Origin of the sequence: Microbacterium lacus, from assembly GCF_039531105.1 — a bacterium.
Lineage (GTDB): Bacteria > Actinomycetota > Actinomycetes > Actinomycetales > Microbacteriaceae > Microbacterium > Microbacterium lacus.
Genome location: NZ_BAAAPK010000001.1, coordinates 567,156 through 586,586, shown reverse-complemented (window position 1 = coordinate 586,586; position 19,431 = coordinate 567,156). Strand labels below are relative to the sequence as shown.

General features: G+C 71.7%; 17 protein-coding genes. 7 read left to right on the top strand and 10 right to left on the bottom strand.

Features of this window, described 5'->3' with window-relative positions:
- Window positions 1–9: 9 nt before the first annotated feature.
- Genes ABD197_RS02820 through ABD197_RS02800 form a run of 5 tightly spaced genes read left to right on the top strand, consistent with a single transcriptional unit; the run spans window position 10 to window position 6,413 of the window.
- On the top strand, window positions 10–1,962 hold the full coding sequence (locus ABD197_RS02820) for a glycosyltransferase (protein ID WP_344051380.1): 1,953 nt from the start codon (window positions 10–12) through the stop codon (window positions 1,960–1,962).
- Window positions 1,959–3,119, top strand: coding sequence for a glycosyltransferase family 4 protein (locus ABD197_RS02815; protein ID WP_344051378.1), 1,161 nt, complete (start codon window positions 1,959–1,961; stop codon window positions 3,117–3,119). Before ABD197_RS02820 ends, ABD197_RS02815 begins: the two co-directional genes overlap by 4 nt.
- Complete coding sequence (locus ABD197_RS02810; protein ID WP_344051376.1) at window positions 3,116–4,255, top strand: glycosyltransferase family 4 protein; 1,140 nt, start codon at window positions 3,116–3,118, stop codon at window positions 4,253–4,255. Before ABD197_RS02815 ends, ABD197_RS02810 begins: the two co-directional genes overlap by 4 nt.
- Window positions 4,252–5,289 (top strand): glycosyltransferase family 4 protein, encoded by a 1,038-nt coding sequence (locus tag ABD197_RS02805; protein WP_344051374.1) that lies wholly within the window; start codon window positions 4,252–4,254, stop codon window positions 5,287–5,289. The genes ABD197_RS02810 and ABD197_RS02805 overlap by 4 nt, the downstream gene beginning before the upstream one ends.
- Window positions 5,286–6,413: a glycosyltransferase gene (locus ABD197_RS02800; protein WP_344051371.1), complete on the top strand. Its 1,128-nt coding sequence runs from the start codon at window positions 5,286–5,288 to the stop codon at window positions 6,411–6,413. Before ABD197_RS02805 ends, ABD197_RS02800 begins: the two co-directional genes overlap by 4 nt.
- An 84-nt stretch (window positions 6,414–6,497) precedes the next feature.
- Here the strand turns inward: ABD197_RS02800 and ABD197_RS02795 are convergent, their stop codons facing one another.
- Window positions 6,498–7,088, bottom strand: coding sequence for a DUF4352 domain-containing protein (locus ABD197_RS02795; RefSeq protein ID WP_344051369.1), 591 nt, complete (start codon window positions 7,086–7,088; stop codon window positions 6,498–6,500).
- A 179-nt stretch (window positions 7,089–7,267) separates the two neighbouring features.
- Between ABD197_RS02795 and ABD197_RS02790 the strand changes: the two genes are divergently transcribed.
- Window positions 7,268–9,076, top strand: a complete 1,809-nt coding sequence (locus ABD197_RS02790) for an ABC transporter ATP-binding protein (RefSeq protein ID WP_344051367.1) — start codon at window positions 7,268–7,270, stop codon at window positions 9,074–9,076.
- Between the two features lie 14 nt (window positions 9,077–9,090).
- Here the strand turns inward: ABD197_RS02790 and ABD197_RS02785 are convergent, their stop codons facing one another.
- The 3 genes from ABD197_RS02785 to ABD197_RS02775 are packed head-to-tail and all read right to left on the bottom strand — an operon-like array spanning window position 9,091 to window position 12,021.
- A complete protein-coding gene (locus ABD197_RS02785; RefSeq protein ID WP_344051365.1) occupies window positions 9,091–10,038 on the bottom strand; it encodes a hypothetical protein in 948 nt (315 codons plus the stop codon).
- A complete protein-coding gene (locus ABD197_RS02780; RefSeq protein WP_344051363.1) occupies window positions 10,035–11,033 on the bottom strand; it encodes a glycosyltransferase family 2 protein in 999 nt (332 codons plus the stop codon). Before ABD197_RS02780 ends, ABD197_RS02785 begins: the two co-directional genes overlap by 4 nt.
- Entirely contained in the window at window positions 11,023–12,021 is a 999-nt protein-coding gene (locus tag ABD197_RS02775) for a glycosyltransferase family 2 protein (RefSeq protein WP_344051361.1), read from the bottom strand. Before ABD197_RS02775 ends, ABD197_RS02780 begins: the two co-directional genes overlap by 11 nt.
- An 88-nt stretch (window positions 12,022–12,109) precedes the next feature.
- On the opposite strand from ABD197_RS02775, the gene ABD197_RS02770 reads away from it, so the two are divergent.
- Complete coding sequence (locus ABD197_RS02770; protein ID WP_344051359.1) at window positions 12,110–13,192, top strand: glycosyltransferase family 4 protein; 1,083 nt, start codon at window positions 12,110–12,112, stop codon at window positions 13,190–13,192.
- Here ABD197_RS02770 and ABD197_RS02765 read toward each other — a convergent pair.
- The 6 genes from ABD197_RS02765 to ABD197_RS02740 all read right to left on the bottom strand — a co-directional run bounded on the left by ABD197_RS02765 (window position 13,182) and on the right by ABD197_RS02740 (window position 19,431).
- On the bottom strand, window positions 13,182–14,081 hold the full coding sequence (locus ABD197_RS02765) for a polysaccharide pyruvyl transferase family protein (protein WP_344051357.1): 900 nt from the start codon (window positions 14,079–14,081) through the stop codon (window positions 13,182–13,184). The two genes, ABD197_RS02770 and ABD197_RS02765, sit on opposite strands and share 11 nt — an antisense overlap.
- Window positions 14,078–15,253, bottom strand: coding sequence for a glycosyltransferase family 4 protein (locus ABD197_RS02760; RefSeq protein WP_344051355.1), 1,176 nt, complete (start codon window positions 15,251–15,253; stop codon window positions 14,078–14,080). The genes ABD197_RS02765 and ABD197_RS02760 overlap by 4 nt, the downstream gene beginning before the upstream one ends.
- Window positions 15,250–16,776: a tyrosine-protein kinase domain-containing protein gene (locus ABD197_RS02755; RefSeq protein ID WP_344051353.1), complete on the bottom strand. Its 1,527-nt coding sequence runs from the start codon at window positions 16,774–16,776 to the stop codon at window positions 15,250–15,252. Before ABD197_RS02755 ends, ABD197_RS02760 begins: the two co-directional genes overlap by 4 nt.
- Before the next feature lie 94 nt (window positions 16,777–16,870).
- Window positions 16,871–18,262 carry an O-antigen ligase family protein gene (locus ABD197_RS02750; RefSeq protein WP_344051352.1) on the bottom strand — a complete coding sequence of 464 codons (1,392 nt, stop codon included), beginning with the start codon at window positions 18,260–18,262 and terminating at the stop codon, window positions 16,871–16,873.
- 63 nt (window positions 18,263–18,325) lie between these two features.
- Entirely contained in the window at window positions 18,326–18,583 is a 258-nt protein-coding gene (locus tag ABD197_RS02745) for a PqqD family protein (protein ID WP_344051350.1), read from the bottom strand.
- Window positions 18,580–19,431 carry a nucleotidyltransferase family protein gene (locus tag ABD197_RS02740; RefSeq protein WP_344051348.1) on the bottom strand — a complete coding sequence of 284 codons (852 nt, stop codon included), beginning with the start codon at window positions 19,429–19,431 and terminating at the stop codon, window positions 18,580–18,582. The genes ABD197_RS02745 and ABD197_RS02740 overlap by 4 nt, the downstream gene beginning before the upstream one ends.

Sequence of the window (19,431 nt, the reverse complement as noted above, 5' to 3'; positions counted from 1 at the left end):
GGAGGATGCGTGCGCGTACTGCGGATCTCGCACAGCTCCACGGTCTCCGCCTGGCGCGGTCGCGACCGGGCGCTGCGAGCGCGAGGGATGGATGTCACGCTCGTGACGGCGAGTCGATGGCATGCCGGTGGCGCCGAGGTGTCCCTTGCGCCGGGCGAAGAGCCGGGCGCGACGCCGGTGCGCACGTGGGGCACACACCCCGCCCTGTTCCTGTACGACCCGCGGCCTCTGTGGCGCCTCCTCGGTGACGAGTGGGACGTGATCGACGTGCACGAAGAGCCGTTCGCACTGGCGACCGCGGAGATTCTGCTTCTGCGGCTGCTCCGCCGTCAGCGGGCGCCGTACGTGCTCTATACGGCGCAGAACCTCCACAAGCGGTATCCGATCCCGTTCCGGTGGCTCGAGCGCGCAGCGCTGCGCCACGCCCGCGGCATCTCCGCCTGCAGCAGCCAGGCCGCGCGGATCGCAGAGGACAAGGGGTTCCCCGGCACCGCCACGGTCATCCCGTTGGGTATCGATCCCGCCGAGTTCAGCGCCGGCGCGGAGCCGCTGACCCGAACCGGAACCACCGTCGGCTTCATCGGCCGTCTCGTGCCCGAGAAGGGAGTCGATGTTCTGCTGCAGGCGCTGGCGAAGGCTCCGGCGCTGCACGCACGCATCGCCGGATCGGGCCCGCTCGCGTCGGAGCTGGTCGATCGCGCAACCCGGCTCGGGGTGTCCGACAGAGTCGAGCTCGTGGGCGCCCTCTCTCCCCCGGCCGTGCCCGCGTTCTACCGCTCGGTGGACGTCCTGGCGGTGCCGTCGCTCCCGACGAGCCGGTGGACCGAGCAGTTCGGGCGCGTCGCGATCGAGGCGATGGCGTGCGGTGTGCCCGTCGTCTCGAGCGACGCGGGCGCGCTGCCGGACGTCGTCGGGGGCGCCGGCATCGTCGTGCCGCGGGCGGATGCCGCCGCCCTGGCCACGGCCCTCGTCGAGGCGGCCGGGGCGCAGTCGGCGGAACTCCGCGCAGCCGGATTCGCACGCGCCGCCCGGTGCACCTGGGCGTCGATCGCCGAGGACTATGAGCGCCTGTACGACGTGGCGATCCACGCGTCGTCCGCCGTCGTGCCCGCCGTGGAGGTGATCGTCGTGGCCTATCGTGCGCCCGAGCTGCTGCGCGAGGCCCTCGATCCTCTCGGTGGGCTGCCGGTCACGGTGATCGACAACTCCTCCCTGCCCGAGATCGCCGAGCTGTGCCGCGCGTTCGGTGTGCGCTACATCGACTCCGGGGCGAACATCGGTTTCGGTGCGGCCGTCAACATCGGACTGCGTGATCGACTCCTGCCGGGCGCCGACATCCTGCTGGTCAATCCCGACGCGCGCATCGAACGCGCCGCGATCGCCTCGCTCCACCGGGCCCTGCGGTCGGCACCCGACATCGCGAGCGTCGGCCCGGAACAGCGGGACGACGCCGGTCGACCCGCGCGGGTGGAATGGCCCTTCCCGAGTCCCGCGCGCGCATGGCTGGAAGCGCTGGGGCTCGCTCGGCTCGGCGGCCGCGGTCCCCGATTCGTGATCGGCTCGGTCCTGCTCCTGCGCGCCGAGGCGCTCGCGCAGGTCGGGGGCTTCGACGAGCGGTTCTTCCTCTACGCCGAGGAGACGGACTGGGCCTATCGCGCCCACCGGCTGGGGTGGCGACACGCTGTCGTGCCCGGTGTGCTCGCCCAGCACGTCGGAGCAGGCACCAGCTCGGACCCGCGCCGCCGAGAAGTGCACTTCCATGCGTCGCAGGAGCGGTACCTGCGCAAGCACTTCGGCGAGGCGGGGTGGCTGAGCGCGCGGGTCGCGGACTGGGCCGGCGCGATGGCCCGCGCGATCCTCCTCCCCGGCGAGCGGGGACGCAGCGCCCGTCGGCGCGCAGCGCTGTACCGGCTCGGACCGGTGCGGGTGGAGGCCCGGGTCGCGCGGAGGAGCGGATCGTGAATCCGATCGTGCAGATCGCTCCGTTCATCGGTCCCGGCAGCGGCGTCGCCGGGGTCGCGTGGAACCTGCAGAACGAGTTCGAGGCGCGGGGCCGCCGGGTCGATTCGTTCACCGTCGCGACGGCGCAGCGTCGGCCCGAACGGCCCTGGCCCCGGCATCCGTTCTTCCGCGTCCTGGCGCTCTTCCGCCGGATGGTGTGGTTCACCACCGTCGGCACCGTCCGCGCACGACGATTCCTCCGGGAGCGACCTGCGGCGGTGTCGATCTGTCACAACAACGTCATGACGGGTGACATCTACGTCAACCACGGCGTCGTGGGGGCGGCGATGCGTGCGCGGGGGCAGGGAACGTGGCGGATGGTGCGCAATCCCACGCACGTCTTCACTTTCGTCCGCGACGCCATCCGCTATCGCTGGGGACTGCATCGCGTGGTCGTCGCCCTCTCACCCTCCGAGGCCGAGACCCTCCGACGCGTGTACGGCCGCGTGCGCTCCCGCATCGTCGTCATCCCGAACGGCGTGGACCTCGACGCCTTCCATCCGCCGACGGACGAGGAGCGTCGCGCCGCACGCGCGGCCTTCCACCTCGAAGACGACGCCCGGGTCGTTCTGTTCGTCGGTCACGAGTTCGCCCGCAAAGGCCTGCACCTCGCGATCGACGCGCTGCAGACGGCTCCGTCCGTCCTCCTGCTCGTCGTCGGCGGCAACGCGCAGGCCATCGAGGCCGCCCGTGCGCGCGCCGATGCGGGCGGAGTCGCGGAACGGGTGCTGTTCGTGGGCACCCGCACCGACCTGCCGCTGTTCTTCGCGGCCGCCGACATGCTCACTCTCCCCAGCGCGTACGAGGCGAATGCGCTTGTCGTTCTCGAGGCGCTGGCCGCCGGTCTCCCGGTCGTCTGCACGCGCGTCGGCTACGCCCCCGAGGTGGTCGTCGACGGGAGCAACGGCTGCCTCGTCGACGCCGATGCCCGCGAGATCGGCCGTGCGTTCGAACGCCTGGCCGCCGCGGACTCCGCGGACTGGTCGAAGCGCGCCCGCGCGAGTGTCGAGCACCTGGGGTGGCCGGACGTCGCGGCGCGGTACCTCGACCTGGTGGACGAGATCGCCCGCGAGAAGGCCCGAGCGCGCCCCTCTGCACGAGGGGTCTCCGCCGCGTGAGCAACGACGCCCCGCTGCGGATCGTCCAGATCGCGCCGCGCATCGAACCGGGAAGCGGCGTGGCCGGTGTCGCGTACGAACTCGAACGCGCGCTGTCGGCCGCCGGAGCCCGCGTGGAGCGGTTCACCCTCGCGCAGGCCCGGGGTCACGCCCGTCCACCCCGCACGCGGATCGGTCACGTGTGGGAGGTCCTGTGGTTCACGATCTCCGGCACCCGACGCGCCCGCGCCTTCCTCCGCGCCCGGCCCGACGCCGTCTCGATCTGTCACAACGACGCGATGCTCGGCGATGTCTACGTCAATCACGGACTGCTGCAGGCATCGATGCGGGCGCGCGGCAACTACCTCTGGCGCATGGTGCGCAATCCGCTGCACCTGTTCACCACGGGTCGCGACCGCATCCGCTACCGCGGCGGGCGGCACCGGATGGTGATCGCCCTGACCGAGGGCGAGGCGCGACTCCTGCGTGCCACCTACGGAGCAGTGCACGCGCCGATCGAAGTGATCCCGAACGGCGTCGACGTGGACCGGTTCCGGCCGCCCCTGCCGGCGGAGCGAACTCGCGCCCGTCGCGAATGGCGGATCCCGGACGACGACTGGGTTGCGGTGTTCGTCGGGCACGAGTTCGATCGCAAAGGGCTGCCGCTCATCCTGCAGGCCCTGCCGCAGGCGGACGGCGTACACCTTCTCGTCGTCGGCGGGACGACCGAGATGATCCGCGATGCCCGGGCGGATGCCGCCCGGCGCGGTGTCGGGGACCGCGTGGTCTTCGCGGGCCGGCAGTCCGACGTGCTGCCCGCGCTGTGGGCGGCGGATGCGCTCGTCCTGCCGAGCGCATACGAGGCGAACGCCCTCGTCGTCCTCGAAGCCCTCGCCTGCGGCATCCCGGTCGTGGCGACCGCCGTCGGGGCCGCTCCCGATCTGATCGTGGACGGGCGGAACGGATACGTGATCGATCGCGACGTCGCACCGTTGGCGGAGGCGCTGCGGCGCGTGCGGGATGCCGGGCACGGCGCGTTCGCGCAGGAGTGCCGGGAGACCGCCGTCGAGCTGTCATGGGATCGCATCGCCGAGCGCTACCTGCGTGCGCTGGCGCGCGTGCGCCGCGAGCGCACCGACGGGAGGGCGACACCGTGAGGATCCTTCACGCGATCCGCTCGGACGGGTACTCCGGGGTCGAACGCTATGTCGAGCGTCTGGCGACGGCGCAGGCCGCCGACGGTCACGACGTGCACGTGATCGGCGGCGACCCGGCGCGCATGCGCTCCGCGCTGGCGGAGGCAGGTGTCGGCCACATCCCCGCCGCCCGGACGATCGACGTGGTCCGGGAGCTCAGCCGCCGGCGACGCGCCGCGCAGGTCGTCAACACGCACATGACCGCAGCGGATCTGGCCGCCGCCGTCGCCTTCACCGGCCGCAGCCGGCCCGCGGTGGTCTCCACGCGACACTTCGCGGCGCCACGCGGCCATGTCGGCCCGCTGCGCCTCGACCGCGTCGTCGCGGCGACGATCGACGCAGAGCTCGCGATCAGCGACGCCGTGGCGCAGGCGATCGGACGCCCGAGCACCGTCGTCCATTCGGGACTTCCCGAGCGAATTCACGCGATGCCGCCGCGCGAGAGAGCAGTGCTGATCGCGCAGCGCCTGCAACCCGAGAAGCAGACCGCCGTCGGCGTGGAGGCGTTCCTCCGATCGGGCCTCGCGGATGCCGGCTGGGAACTCTGGATCGCCGGTGTCGGTCCCGACCGCGACCGGGTCGAGCAGACGGCGCGGTCAGGGGGCGCGGCGTCCGCGGTGCGACTGCTCGGCTACCGGACGGACGTGCCCGACCTGCTCGCGCGGGCATCCCTGCTCCTGGCGCCGTGCCCGATCGAAGGACTCGGCCTCACCGTCATCGAAGCCATGCAGGCGGGGCTGCCCGTCGTCGCCGCACGCGGAGGGGGCCATGTGGAGCTCCTCGACGGGCTGGATGAGCGGGCGCTGTTCGCGCCGGAGGACGCCGACGACGCCGCCCAGCGCCTGGTCTCTCTCGCGGGAGATGACACCGGCCGGGAGGCGTTCGGCGCAGCCCTGCGGGCGCGCCAGCGCGCCGAGTACACGCTGGTCGCCCAGGCCACCGGCACCGAGAAGGTGTACGCGGCGGCGCTGCGCGCCCGCGAGGGTGCACCGTGACCGATCTCGTCGTGGTGTCCCTCGAAGCCTGGGATGCTGTCTGGCGCCGCAACCAGCACCTGATCTGGCGCCTGCTGCAGTCCGATCCGGACCTGCGGGTGCTGTTCGTCGAGCCACCGGCCGACCCCCTGCACGCGATCCGGTCCGGACGACGCCCGCAGTTCGGCAAGCGCCCGGCGGACGGCGCCCTCCCGGGGCGGCTGTGGACCATGCGGGCGGTCAAGGTGCTCCCCCGTCGTCTGGATCCGCACGCGGACCGGCGGATGGCCGACCGCATCGTCCGGGCCGCGGCGACGCTGGGCATGCGGGATCCGATCCTGTGGGTCAACGATCCGGGAGGCGCCGAGGTCGCGCGGCGCACCGGCTGGCGGACCCTGTACGACATGACCGACGACTGGCTCGCCGCCGCGCGGCCCGCCGCCGAACTCGCCCGCGTCGGCGAGCAGGAGAGCGATCTGCTCACGTCGGCGCAGGAAGTGGTCGCGTGCTCGGCCGAGCTGCAGCGCCGCAAGAGCCCAGCGCGACCCCCGGACCGGCATCCGATCGTCCTGATCCGCAACGCCGTGGACACCGCGGCCTATCGGGCACCGCATCCACGACCGGCCGACCTCCCGGACGGACGGATCGCCCTCTACGTCGGCACGCTCCACGCGGATCGCCTCGACGTCGCTCTGTGCGAGGCGCTGTCGCTGCGCCTTTCCGGCCGCGGGCACGTCGTGCTCGTCGGTCCTGACGCCCTTACCGGCGCGGAGCGGGACCGATTGCGCACGGCCGGCGTGCAGCTGCTCGGATCCCGGACCGCCGACGAGGTGATCGGGTATCTGCAGGCAGCCGATGTCCTCCTCGTCCCGCATGTGGTGACGGCGTTCACGGACAGCCTGGACCCGATCAAGCTGTACGAGTATCAGGCCGTGGGTCGGCCGGTGATCTCCACGCCGGTGGCCGGATTCCGCGACGCCGACGACGTCCGGATCACGATCGCGTCGGGCGATCACTTCGCGGATGCCGTGCTTCACGCGATCGAGTCGGGTCCGGTGTCGCCTCCTACGGCAGCCGCTGCGGTCGCCGACTGGGACGACCGGGCTCGGCAGGTGGTCGCGGTGCTGGAGCGCATGGCGCGCTGAGCCCGCACGCGCATCGCCGCCACCCGCGAACGCGAGAACGGGGCGCACCGCAAGCCTGCGGCGCACCCCGTCCTCGGATCGGTCCTACTGGTAGAACGGCGGGTCGCACGTGGGTGCGCCCTGCGGGAACGGCACCCGGCTCGAGCACGGCGGGAAGGCGGAGATGACGATGCCCGAGATGACGATCGGCGGGTGGTCGACGTCGTTGCAGTCGTGGCCCCACGGCACCGTCAGCGAGATCGTGACGGACTGGTTCGCGCTGTTGTCGGAGTTCGCATACACGATGACCTTGACGCTGGCACCGGGCGCGATCGTCGTGCAGTAGGCCGGATTGACGCCCTTGACGTCGAACGGCAGACCGGACGACGTGATCGTGATCGACGGCTTCAGCACGATCGGCTTGCTCGTGTTGTTCGTGACCAGCAGCGGGATCGCGAATGCCTTGTTCGGGTCGAGGCCGGGGATGCCGGCGAAGATCGCGGCACAGCTCTGCGCGCTGTTGCCCGGCAGCTTGCAGGCCTTGCCGACGGCCACCTGGGGCGGACCGCCGGAGGCCGCGAAGGCCGGGATCGGTGCGGCGATGGCGATCGCGGGAACAGCCCACGCCATCGCCTTGGTCACGGTGCGACGGCTGACGCCCTTCTGCTCGGGCTGCACGCCCTCGTTGTCGCTCATTGGTACCCCTTCGGAAAGTGTGCTGTGTCGAGCGCCATGACGGCACGCTGAAACGGTCGCTGCGCTCGGGCCCCAATTGATCCCCAAATCAATCCCCAGAAGCCCACTCTCACGTGAGAGAGACACTTCGGATGATACCGTAATGCGCTCATACCACAAGACGCCCGGGAGGACGTTGCATGCACTCCTCTCGCGAGTCGGGTCTGGCCGGCAAGCTGCGGCTCATGCTGCGGATGGCCGGCGCCTCACCGTGGCGCTGGGTCGCCAGCACCCTCGTCCTGTCGCTGCTCCTGGCGGCGCTGGACACGCTCGGCGTCGCCGCGATGGTTCCCCTCACGCAGCTGATCGGCGGCGCCGACCCCACCACCGGGTTCCTCGGGACGATCTCGTCCGCCTTGGGCACCACGGACCCGGCCACGCTGATCCCGGCGGTCGCCGGGATCGTGATGGGTCTGTTCGTGATCAAGAGCGCGGCCGCGCTCGTGTTCCGGTGGTGGCTCCTCGGACGCACCACGCGCGTGTCCGCGCTGTCTGCCGCGGAACTGATGCGCCGTTACGTCCTGGCCCCCTACTCCGACCACCGCGGCCGGCGCATGAGCGAGGTCTACCGCAACGTCAACGACGCGACCAATCAGGCAGCCTCCGTCCTCCTCGGGGTGATGACCCTCGTCACCGACGCCCTCGTCGTGGTCGCGATCACCGTCATCCTGGCGATCACCGCGCCGCTGGTGACGCTGCTCACCGTGGCACTCTTCGGCTTCTTCGTCTTCGGACTCCAGCACCTGCTGCGCGGTCGGCAGGCCCGCATCGGCGAGGAGATGGCCGACGCCAGCCTGGAGGCCTGGCAGTACCTCATGCCGGGACTCGAAGGCTTCCGCGAGGCACGACTCACCTCCAGCGCCCGCACGTTCGTGAACGGCTTCCGCAACGCCCGCTTGCGCTATGCGCGCGCGGGGCGCGAACTCGGCATCCTGTCGGAGGCGCCCCGCTACGTGCTCGAGATCGTCTTCGTGATCGCCATCGTCGGCATCTCGATCTTCCTGTTCGCCACCGGCAGCTCGGCACAGGCGATCACGGTGCTGGGCGTCTTCGCTGCGGCGTCGCTCCGGGCCCTGCCGACGTTGAACCGCATCACCGCCACGCTCGCCACGATCCGCACCGGGCGTGCGGGCCTGGACATCGTCTCGCGCATCTCGGAAGAGCTCGAGGTCGGCGGCACGCACGACGAGGAGCCGCGCGACGACATCCGCTACGGCGGTGACATCACCCTGAGAGGCGTCACGTTCCGCTATCCGGACGCCGCCGTCCCCGTGCTGGACGAGCTCACCCTCACGATCGCCGAGAATCGCACCACCGCGTTCGTCGGTTCCAGCGGCGCGGGCAAGAGCACGCTCCTGGATCTCATCCTCGGCCTGCTCGAGCCGACCTCCGGCGCGATCGAATGCGGCGGCCGATCGATCTTCGACGACCGCGCCGGCTGGTATCGAGGCCTCGGCGTCGTTCCGCAGGACGTGTTCCTGATCAACGACACCCTCGCCGCGAACATCGCGTTCGGCGAGGATCCTGAGCGGATCGACCTGGGTCGCATCACCGAGGTCGTGGCGATGGCGCAGCTCGAGGCGCTCATCGCGGAGCTTCCGGAGGGCCTGCAGACGACGGTCGGCGAGCGCGGCGTGCGCCTGTCGGGCGGGCAGCGTCAACGGCTGGGGCTGGCACGTGCGCTGTATCGGCGGCCCGGCATCCTCGTCCTCGACGAGGCGACCTCGGCGTTGGACAACGCGACGGAGCACGAGATCGCCACGACCCTGCGCTCACTGCAGGGCACGATGACGATCCTGATCGTGGCGCACCGGCTCTCCACCGTCCGCAGCGCCGACACCCTCGTGTTCCTGCAGGCGGGCCGCATCGCCTCGATGGGCACGTTCGAGGACGTTCGCGGAGAGAGCGTCGAGTTCGCTCGCCTCGTGGAACTCGGTGAGCTGAACTGACGCTCCGGCCGGCATCAGCCGGCGTCGAGCGCGTCCAGCAGCTCGGAGCTGAGGACGGGGTCGACCTTGCGGCAGAACGGAGAGCCGGAGGCGCGGATCTCGTCGAGGTCGTCGACGGTCCAGATCACCGGCTCGTCGCGCGCGGCATCCCACCGGACGTAGGAGACGGGCGGCAGCTCGCCGCGCGGACCCGAGCGGCTCAGGGCCGTGACGAACGCCGATTCGTCGGGGATGATCGAGCGGCGATAGAGCCTGCGCAGCGGCGCCCCCGCGCGGAAGTCGACGTCGAGGAGCCGGTCGAGCTCTGAGCGCCGGACGGCGAGCCACTGGCTGCCGAAGTACACCGGCCGTTCGGGTGTGAAGGGGGTCGGCAGCCGGCGCACGCCATAGTGCAGGCCGCGACCCCGCGTGACGATCCGGATGCCGAAGATCGGCTCCAGGCGGAGCGCGAGTGCCGTCCGTACACGGACGATGAAAGGCGAAGCCCGCCTGCCGAACGGGGCACGGAACCACCGGTAGGCATAGCGGGTCCAGCGGTCGTCACCCTCTCCGCGTCGGCGCCCCCAGTGCGGGACGTACGTGAGCGGCTCGGCGGCGCCGATCCATCCGCCGGCCTCCACGGCGGACTTCTCCCACGCCGCGAGATCCTGCACCGGATAGTCGCTCCCCGATATCAGGCACACCAGATCGGGGTCGAACAGCTCCCGCGCTCGCGCGAATGCGTCCAGCGTCGCCTCGACGAGGTCCCATGATCCCCAATCCGCGTCGCGCCCGTGCGCGAAGACGTCGATGCGCGCGTCGCCCGCATCGACGGGGAACGCGTCATGACGAGCATCGTGGGCGAGCACGATCCCGGCTCCCGGACTCGAGCGCAGGATGGCCTGCGCCAGTCTGTGGACCTGGGGCCAGTCCCGGTGGGTGAGGACGACATACGCCGTGCGCACCGGACGCGTCCGGGTCATCGCCGACCTCTGCGCAGCACCCCGCTCGCTCCGCGCAGCCACTCGGGGGCGGCGGCGCGCAGACGATCGGTGCGGCGGGGAAGGATCGGCCGCGCGATGCGGAGCGCTTCGCGGTACGCACGCCCGTCGTGCTCCAGACGGCACAGCAGCAGGGTCCACGTCAGGACGTGCCGGTAGTGCGCGCGGTAGGCGTCGAGGGGACGGTGCGGCGGGGTCGGCAGCGCGCTCGGCTCCCAGAACGAGCGGATCGCACGCAGGGTGGTCAGCCCCTTCACCGGGTCGCCCGCTCTCGTGGCGGTACGCGGGTGGTCGCGGAAGAACGCGAGCCGTTCGGGGATGAGGTGCCACTCGGTCAGCCGGGCGACGTTGACGTACATCACCCAGTCCTCGGCGGTCACCATCCCGACGGGGAATCCGCCCGCACGGCGGAGCAGCTCAGACCGCACGGCGGCGGTGCTCATCGAGCCGCGCAGGCGCTCCAGCAGCAGATCGAAGCTGCGCCCCTCGATGCGCAGGTAGCCGAGGTCCGTGAGCGGTCGCGCCGTCCGGGCGGCGACGAGGGCGCTGTCGAGATCGGATGCCGAGAACTCGTCGGCGGTCCCGGTCTCGGCCGCGAAGCTCCAGTACTCGGTGTTGACGGCTCCCACCTCGGGCGTCTCTTCGATCACGGCGGCCACCCGGGAGAGGTACTCCGGGTGCAGCAGGTCGTCGTCGTCGAGGAAGCAGATCCACGACGTCCGTGCCGCGGCGATGCCCGCGTTGCGCGCGGCGGCCACGCCGGCCTTCGCGATCGGGATCACCTGCACGGGCCCGCCCCCCAGCACCGGCACGGCCGGATCGTCGAGGCCGTCGGCCACGACGATGACCTGGTCGAAGGGTCGCGTCTGCCGGAGCGCGCTCTGCACGGCCTGCTGGACGAGATCGGGCCGGCGATGCGTGGGGATCACCAGCGCGAACGTGGGCGGGTCTGCGGGGACGGGCGCGTCAGTCGTCATGATCGGAGGGCGGCCGCGCCGGGACCGATGGCGGGATCGAGCGCGCACGGTCGATCGGGCGCACGGCGGCGGCGAGCCCGGCGATCGTTCCCACCAGGTCCGCTCCTGCCCGGAGGAGCCCGCCCCCGATGCCGCGCACCTTGGCGGCCAGGCTCGGCCGAGCGGCGTCGGTGAGCGCCGCGAGGCCCGAGACGGCCTCTCGCGGGATGCCGATCGCGGCGGAACCGAGATAGGCCGCGAAGCGCCGGTCCCGGCATCCGATCGTTGTGGCGAGCAGCAGGATGTGGTTGCGCGCCCCGTAGAACCGGTAGCGCAGATCGAAGCGCCGCCCCTGCGCATAGTCGCCCGCCACGTGCCGGACCACCGCGGCCGGCGCATAGACGACGAGGTGACCGGTCAGGCGGGCGCGCAGCGCGATGTCGGCGTCCTCGCGCAGGCACGTGCCCGGGTAGTAGTCGTGGATGCCGCCGAACGAGCGCAGGACGTCGGAGCGCACCGACATGTTGGCTCCGAGCATGTGATCGGCCAGCACCGTCCGTCCGGGATCGGCGGCGAAGTTGCCGGTGAGCCGACCGTTGCGGAGGAACCGTCCGATCCGCTGCAGGGCTTCGGACTCCTCACCGGGCTGCCCGTTGCGCGCGCGGCCGCCGACGGCGCCGACCCCGGGGATGTCGTACGCCGCGAGGAGCTCGGCGAGCCACTCCGGCTCGGCGTACGCGTCGTCGTCGATGAAGGCGATGACATCCTGCGTGACACCCTGGACCCCGATCGCGCGCGAGGACGCGAGGGTTCCCGCCCCCATGTCGTTGCGCCGGTACTCCACGTCGGGGTACTCCCGCACGACCTCACGCGTGCGCTCGTCGGGGGAGGCGTCCACCACGATGATGCGCTCCGGCGCGACGGTCTGCCGCTCGAGGTGCGCGAGGCACTCTCGGACGAAGTCCGGGCGCCGGTAGGTTGCGACGATCACCGCTGCGCTTCGTGTCATGACCCCTCGCCCCTGCCCGATCGACCGGGCTCGCACCCGACGGTTCGTCCTATTCAACTAGATTCGACGTGCCGACCACGCAGAACGGATGCCGACCATCGCGCACGCGCACCGCCTCACGATCGCCACGATCGCGACCGATACCCCGATGGGCGCCCAGGCCTACCAGGAGCAGATCGCGACGCGCGCGGAGCGGGCGCTGTCGGATACCGGCGGAGAGGCGTGGCAGGTCGACCGCGCAATCGTGCGGTCGCTGCGCTCGCGGCTGGACGGCAACCGGCGTCTGCCCATGAGCCGTGTGGCCACGGCCTCCCCGAGGACGCGCCGGCTCATCGGACGGGCGCTGTACGGCTCGGCCGGGGTGACCCACCGGATGAATCTGGAACTGCCGCCGGCAGCCGGTGGTGACGTCGTCACACTGCACGACGTCGTCGCGTGGCTCTTCCCCGACGAGTCCGCTCCGGTGCCCGCGGCCGCCCGCGAGGCGAGGGAAGCGGATGCCGTCATCTGCGTGTCCGAGTTCACAGCGCAGGCGGCGACCGATCTGCTCGGCATCCGCGACCCGCACGTCGTGCACAACGGCGTCGACGCCCGCTTCTTCGACGCCGCGCCGCTCGAGGCCGCCCACCGCTCGCGCCTCGGGCTCGCGGACCGCTTCGTGCTGCACGCCGGAGGCGCATCGACCCGCAAGAATCTCGAGGCGCTTGCGGACGCCTGGCCCCGCGTGCGCGCCGAGCGCCCCGATCTGCAGCTCGTGCTGTCCGGCCCCCCGCATCCGCGCCGGACCCGGCTGTTCGAGGGGATGCCCGGCGTCCTGATGGTCGGCCGGGTGGCGGACGACCTCGTGCCGGGGCTGGTCGCCGCGGCGACCGCTGTCGTGGTGCCGTCCCTCTACGAGGGATTCGGCCTGCCGGTGCTGGAGGCGATGGCCGCCAACGTCCCCGTCGTCGCCGCGAACACCAGCAGCCTGCCCGAGGTCGCCGGCGCGGCCGCGATCCTCGTGAACCCCACGGGGGACGGCATCGCGGAGGGTCTGCTCGCGGTCACGGCGCCGAACGCGGGGACCGCGTCGCTCGTGCGGGCCGGCCGCGCCCGGGCGGCGGAGTTCACGTGGGAGCGCGCTGCCCTCGCCCACGCCCGGGTGTGGCGAGCGGTGGGTGTCAGTCCCTGAAGACGCCGGAGAGACCGCGCGGAAGCCGCGGAAGCGGGCCGATGGCATCCTCGAGACCGGCGAGGGCCGCCACCAGGCCGTCGCCCATCGTCCTGACATCTCCGGGATCAGCGGCGCGGGCGCGCTCCCGCAGGTCGCGCAGCAGGTCCTGCGCGCCGAACGTCACCCGCCGGCTGGGTGTGCGGGGCAACGCCCCCTCGTAGTCGTGGAACTTGAAGTCGCCGCCCTCCAGCGGAGGCTCGAGACTCGTCCAGACGGCGGGGATGCCGAACGCGTCGGCGGTGACCAGCCCGTGCAGCGACGTGGTGACCACCGTCGCGCAGGCGGCGATCTGCCGCACGGCCGTCGCCGCTTCCTGGTGCACGTCGATGACGCGCACCCGAAGACCGACGGTGGCGGCGAGCGCGAGGAAGGCCGAGTGCGAGCGATGATGGCCGTGCGGGACGAGGCCGACATCCCACCGCACGGCGGGTCGGCGTACGTGCCGCGACACGAGGATGCCGGGGTCACCCAGCGCCGTGGACGCCGCCGCGCCGATCCGATCACGGGTGAGCGGCCCGCGGACGGCCAGCACCCGCGCGCTCGGCAGCGGCCGCTCCTCGTCGCGGATCAGACCGCTCCCCCAGATCGCTCCCGCGAAGTCGGTCGGGAGGAACTGGATGACACTGCCCACCGCGGACATGCGCGCACGGGCTGCCATGCGGTGGACGGGGAGGATGCCGTACTTCGGCAGGAGCCACGGCGTGAGGGCATCACCGAAATTGGGGTGGCCGTCCCACCAGTAGGCGGGGACGACGACGCCGGAGCGCCAGACCGCTGGGGAACACACACCGGCGGCGAGCCGCCGTCCCGCGCGAGCCCGGCGACGCAAGGGGCTCGTATAGGTCATCTCATCTCCTTCGGCCGGGGGCGGAGGCCGTCGTAGAGCGCTCCGTAGCGCTCGACGGCGCGATCCCAGCCGAACTCCCGCACCTGGACGCGACCCGCTGCCGCCAGCGCGCGCCGCAGCTCGGCATCCGCGACGACACGCTCGAGTGCGTTCGCGAGCGCACCGCGATCCTCCGGATCGACCAGGACGCCGTCGACGCCGTCGTGGACGAACTCACCCGCGCCGCCGCGGCTGGTCATCACGAGAGGCGCGCCGCTGCGCCAGGCTTCCAGGGCGACCAGGCCGAACGCCTCCATCCGGCTCGGCACGACCACGGCGAGGGCGCCGGCCATCGCCCGGGCGACATCGGCGGGCGACATCCATCCTCGAAGCTCGACCCGCCCCCCGAGCCCGTGGGCTGCGATGCGCCGCTCGAGGTCCGCCCGCTCGGCGCCGTCTCCGCCGATGACGAGGCGTACGGCCGGATCCAGTTCGGCGACCGCGAAGGCCTCGATGAGCAGATCGAATCCCTTCATCCGGCCGAGCCGGCCCACCGCGAACAGGGTGGGCTCCCCGGGTACCGCGGGATCGACGGTGACCGAGAGGTCCACGCCGTTCGGGATGACGTCACCGCCGCGCAGACCGTAGGTCGCCAGATCCGCGAGCACGACACGGCTGGGTGCGGTGACCGCGCGCGCGCGCCGCAAGGCGCGTCGCAGTCCGGTACGCAGGAGAGCCGAGCGGGTGAAGACGCCCCCGTCGTCCGCCATCGTCTCGCCGTGCGAGGTCACCACGAGGGGGATGCCGCGCCGTCCGGACAGCGCGAGTCCGTAGAGGCCGTTGGGGCCGAAGCAGTGCACGTGCGCGATCGTCGGCCGGAAGGCACGATAGGCCCGCGTCCACTCTCGCCACGCACGGGGTGCGGCGCGCAGGAAGCGCGCGATGCCGCCCACGGAGCCGGCGGGCAGCGGCGTCGGGAGGTAGCGCACCGCGATCCCGTCGATCACCTCCGTGCGCGAGCGCCCATCACGATCGACCGACCACACCTCGACGGCGCGCCCACTCCTCTGCAGGCCCACCGCGACACGTCGGACGGTCTCCTCGACGCCGCCGACGGCGGGCGCGTAGGACGAGGCGATCAGCGCGATCCGATCGGCCGATTCCGAACCGGACGTGCGGAGATTCGCGCTCACGCCCGCCGGGCGCGAGGGCGTGAGCCCGTGGACGGCGACGCTGCGGGCTTCGAAGCCGCGGCGCCGGGCTTTCCGAAGAGGGCGTTCAAGTCGGCGTCCGCCGCGGCGTCCTGCGGTACGGGCACGGTCTCGTCGGGCGCCACGGGTGCCCCGTACTCCCGGCGGTACTCGTATGTGTACGGAGACGCGTCCGCGCCGCGCAGGGGCGCCTTGTTCAGCACGATGCCCAGAGCCCGACCGCTGGACTTGCGCAGCGTGTCCAGTGACTTCTCCAGCAGGTCGTATGTGGTCTTGCCCATGCTCACGACGATGAGCGCGCCGTCCGCCTGGTGCGTGAGCACGGCACCGTCGGTCACCGGCAGCAGCGGCGGCGCGTCGACGATGACCGTGGCGTGGACCGCGAGGTCGGCCAGCAGCTTGCGCATGCGGCCTGAGCCGAGCACTTCGCTCGGGTTGGGCGGGACGCTGCCCGCCGCGAGGATGTACAGGTTCGGCGACGCGGCGGTGCGCTGCAGGACCTCTGCCAGCTCCGCGCGCCCGGACAGCACGTCGCTCAGGCCCGCACCGCCCGGCAGCCCCATCGTGGTGGCCACCGTGGAGCGCCGCAGGTCGCCGTCCACGAGGACGACGGGCTTCCCACTCGCCGCGAGCGTCAGCGCGAGGTTGCAGGCGATGGTGGACTTCCCGTCGCTGGGCAGGGGGCTGGTCACGACGATCGAGCGGGGCGGGTTGTCGACGTCCATGAACTGCAGGTTCGTCCGCAGCGACCGCAGCGCCTCGGACACGGCGAACCCGCCGCCCTTGGATGTGGAAGCCGCCGACGAGTCGAAGAGTCGCTTCTCGTTGCCGAGCGCATCGGTGATGGGGATCGCGCCGACCACGGGAAGGCTCGTGCGCGCCTCGACCTCGTCCGCGCTGCGGATGCGGCGGTCCGAGACGGTGCGGATGAGCGCGAAGGCGATCCCGAAACCGAGCCCGAGCACACCGCCGACCATGAGCGAGGTGAACAGGTCGGGGAACACCGGCGCCGTCGGCAGGGCGGCGACCGAGGCGACCGTGATGTTCAGCGGCGCCGTCCCGGTCGAGTCCGCCTCGAACTCGTCGATGACCGTCGACAGGCCCTGGATCCACGCCTCCGCGAGGGCGAGCGCATCCTCGGGGCTCGATCCCTGCGCGGTGATGCGCAGGATCGCGGTGTCGACGGGATTGACCACGGTGATGCGGCCGACCGCCTGGTCGGCGGAGATCTGCAGCCCCAACTGGTCGATCGCGGCATCCGCCGTCTTCTCCCACGACGCCATCTCGAGATAGGTCTGCACCTTCTGGCGTGCCATCGTGTCGCCCGTGAGCGAGCCGGCGCCGTCCACGACATCGCGGGCCTGGATGATCCCGTCGGCGGAGGCCTCGTAGACCGGCGTCTGGACGAGGGTCCAGGCGTACGCGACACCGACGCCCAGCGCGGTCATGATCACGATCGCCAGCATGTGGCGACGGATGCCGCGCAGATAGTCGCGAAGCTCCATTGCACACCCCCGATCGGATCGCCGGCGCGCACCCCTCGAACACCCCGAACCGCTCCATCGTATGCCAACCGATGCGCGCGGGCATTCGCGCGGCTCAGCGCCGGCTGCCTGGCCCTGTCGCGGTGACGCGTGCGCCGCGCGGGGCGGAGGAGAGCGCGGGGGAGGCGGCGAGGGCGGTGGTCGGACCTCGCTCCTGACTCAGAGCGAGCGCCCCCAGACAGATTCCGGCGATCACGAACGGGATCGAGGTCTGCACCGCCGTCCAGAAGAGGTCGAACTGACCCTGGACGAGCCGGCTGAGCGGCAGCGCCAGCGCCAGCGTTCCGTAGCGGGGGTCTACCCTCCAGAGCACGACGAGGATGCCGATCCACATGACCACGAAACCGGCCAACCCGACGAGCCCCGCTGACGCCAAGACCTCGAGTTCGGCCTGCGGCGGCTGGTAGGGCACATCGGGGTTGTAGTACCAGAAGCGCAGCCCGTGACCGAACAGCGGGGAGTGCTTCCAGAACGCGTACACCTCTCTCAGCCAGTCCAGTCGCTGGAAGACCGAGTTGTGCTGATTCTGCGAGTTGATCTGGTCGATCACCATCGAGACCACGAGCCAGATCGCGGGGATGATCCACAGCAGGGTGAGGCGCGAGCGACCGGTGACGCCGCGCCGTGCGACCGCGATGACGACGACGACCATGAGTCCGATGAGGGCCTGACGCGACTGGGTGAGCACGATCGCGATACCCAGCAGCCAGAGGGCGCGCTTCATCCAGACGTCGGACAGCCCGGCCCACTCCGGCCGCAGGTACGCGATGGCAGCCGAGAACGCCATGGCCGTGCCGGCGAAGTTCTTGTGCATCGACCACGGCCAGACCGGGTACACGGCCGCGAAGTTCAGGTGGGCGAACTGATAGAGCCCCGTCGCGATCGTCCCGACGGCCAGAACGCACCCGGTCCCCACGATGAGCCCCAGAGCCGCCTTGGCAAGCCCCGCTCGGCCGAGCGCCCATCCCACGACGAGCGCGCCCGAGATGAGAAGCCACGCATGGAACCACTCCACGGTGTTCGCGATGTTCGGGTTGACGATGACGGTGAAGAGCGTGGCGAACTGGTAGGCCAGGTTGAACCACAGCAACTGCTTCATGGGCTCGCTCAACGGCCGCTTGCCGAGAAGCACCGCCGTCCCGAATGCCGCGGCCAGGGCGACATCCGACGCGGTGAGGTCCCCTGCTCCGAAACCCACCCGCTCGACGACGAACAGCGCGGGCATGCTCAGCAGGGGGATGGCCATCGGGGCGCTGCCGGTGAGGACCACTCCGATCACGAGAAGGCCGATGACCGCGGCGGTCACCACGCCGTTGGAGATCCCCCGGTCGAGCAGGAGGAAGACGCCGAGACCTGCGCCGGCGGCCATGAGGGCCCATCGCCACGCCCCGGCCCACCACTCACCGAGGCGAGCGCGGACGGCACGGGTGCGTGCGCTCGTGGTCATACCGGCCTCCGGGTGGGTCGGTCCAGTATCGCAGGCGCCACCGGTCGTGGGTCCTGGATCCGGTCAGTCCTCCGCGAGCAGGCCCCGTGCGACGAGATCGTCCACGAAGTCCTGAACCGTCTGGCCGATCGCCTCGGCCTGCTCGCCGGTCGCCTCGGCGAGCGCGGCGACGACCTCGTCACGGCCACGTCCGTCCGCCTCCGACCAGATCAGGGCCGCGATGCCCTCCAGTACGGCGATCGGTCCGTCCGGGAGCGGCGCGACGTACACGGTGTCGCCCACGACGTCGACGCCGAGGCCCGAGGGGATCCGCAGCGTCACGATCCGTCACCCCGGCGTCGGAGGACTTCACGGACGCCGCGCGCCGGCCGCGCGAAGAATTCGACCAGGACGTCGCCCGCGCGCGGACGTCTTCCGAGCTCGTGAGCGAGATGCTCGGTGTTCACCAGCGGCGCCTTGGCAACCAGGAGCACCCGGGCACGCAGCGTCCGGGCAGCCGCCAGCCTGCCCCGCCACTCGGCCAGCCGGGTGCCGTTCTCGGAGACGGCCTTCCACAGGCGGTAGTCGCGTTCACCACGGTGGCGCTCGAGCTGACCGATCGCGGCGTCGAACGCCGTGCGCGCATCGAGCTCGGTCACGAGCGCGTCGATGCGCGCCCGCGCGTGCTCGTCCGCATCGAACCAGACACGGCGCAGATCCTCCAGGGCGTCGGAGCGTCCCCGCGCGGCATTGAGCACCAGCACGGTCGCCTGCGCCGTCACGCTGGGCACCGCGCAGTCCGTCTCCGCGAACACCGCCGATCCTCGGTCCTGCCAGAGCAGCTCGAACGCCGAGCCCGCCTCGCGGCCGATGCCGGGGAACAGGCGGTGGACATCGACGTACCCCCACACCGGATGCGTGTAGGTCTGCGCGTGGGCGAAAGGCGAGCCGTTGGCGAACGTGCTGTACAGCGTCCACCCGTACGCCCGCAGCGCCCGGTCCATCGCGGGCACGTGCGCGGGCCGGATCAGGACGTCGATGTCGGTGCCTCCCTGCACGTCGGGCCGCAACGAAGGATCGACCGCGTCGCCCTTGATGTGGAGCACGTCCACGCCGGCTCGGCCGGCGATGGTCTGCACGGCGGCCCGACCGATACGCAAGCGCACGCTCAGGGGGATCGCCGTCTCCAT

Bases quoted from the DNA above. Each gene is read 5' to 3' on its own strand.
- ABD197_RS02755 (WP_344051353.1), bottom strand. From the start codon at position 16,776: ATGGAGCTTCGCGACTATCTGCGCGGCATCCGTCGCCACATGCTGGCG.
- ABD197_RS02740 (WP_344051348.1), bottom strand. From the start codon at position 19,431: ATGGAGACGGCGATCCCCCTGAGCGTGCGCTTGCGTATCGGTCGGGCC.
- ABD197_RS02765 (WP_344051357.1), bottom strand. From the start codon at position 14,081: ATGACCTATACGAGCCCCTTGCGTCGCCGGGCTCGCGCGGGACGGCGG.
- ABD197_RS02750 (WP_344051352.1), bottom strand. From the start codon at position 18,262: ATGACCACGAGCGCACGCACCCGTGCCGTCCGCGCTCGCCTCGGTGAG.
- ABD197_RS02785 (WP_344051365.1), bottom strand. From the start codon at position 10,038: ATGACCCGGACGCGTCCGGTGCGCACGGCGTATGTCGTCCTCACCCAC.
- ABD197_RS02790 (WP_344051367.1), top strand. From the start codon at position 7,268: ATGCACTCCTCTCGCGAGTCGGGTCTGGCCGGCAAGCTGCGGCTCATG.
- ABD197_RS02795 (WP_344051369.1), bottom strand. From the start codon at position 7,088: ATGAGCGACAACGAGGGCGTGCAGCCCGAGCAGAAGGGCGTCAGCCGT.
- ABD197_RS02770 (WP_344051359.1), top strand. From the start codon at position 12,110: ATGCCGACCATCGCGCACGCGCACCGCCTCACGATCGCCACGATCGCG.
- ABD197_RS02775 (WP_344051361.1), bottom strand. From the start codon at position 12,021: ATGACACGAAGCGCAGCGGTGATCGTCGCAACCTACCGGCGCCCGGAC.
- ABD197_RS02780 (WP_344051363.1), bottom strand. From the start codon at position 11,033: ATGACGACTGACGCGCCCGTCCCCGCAGACCCGCCCACGTTCGCGCTG.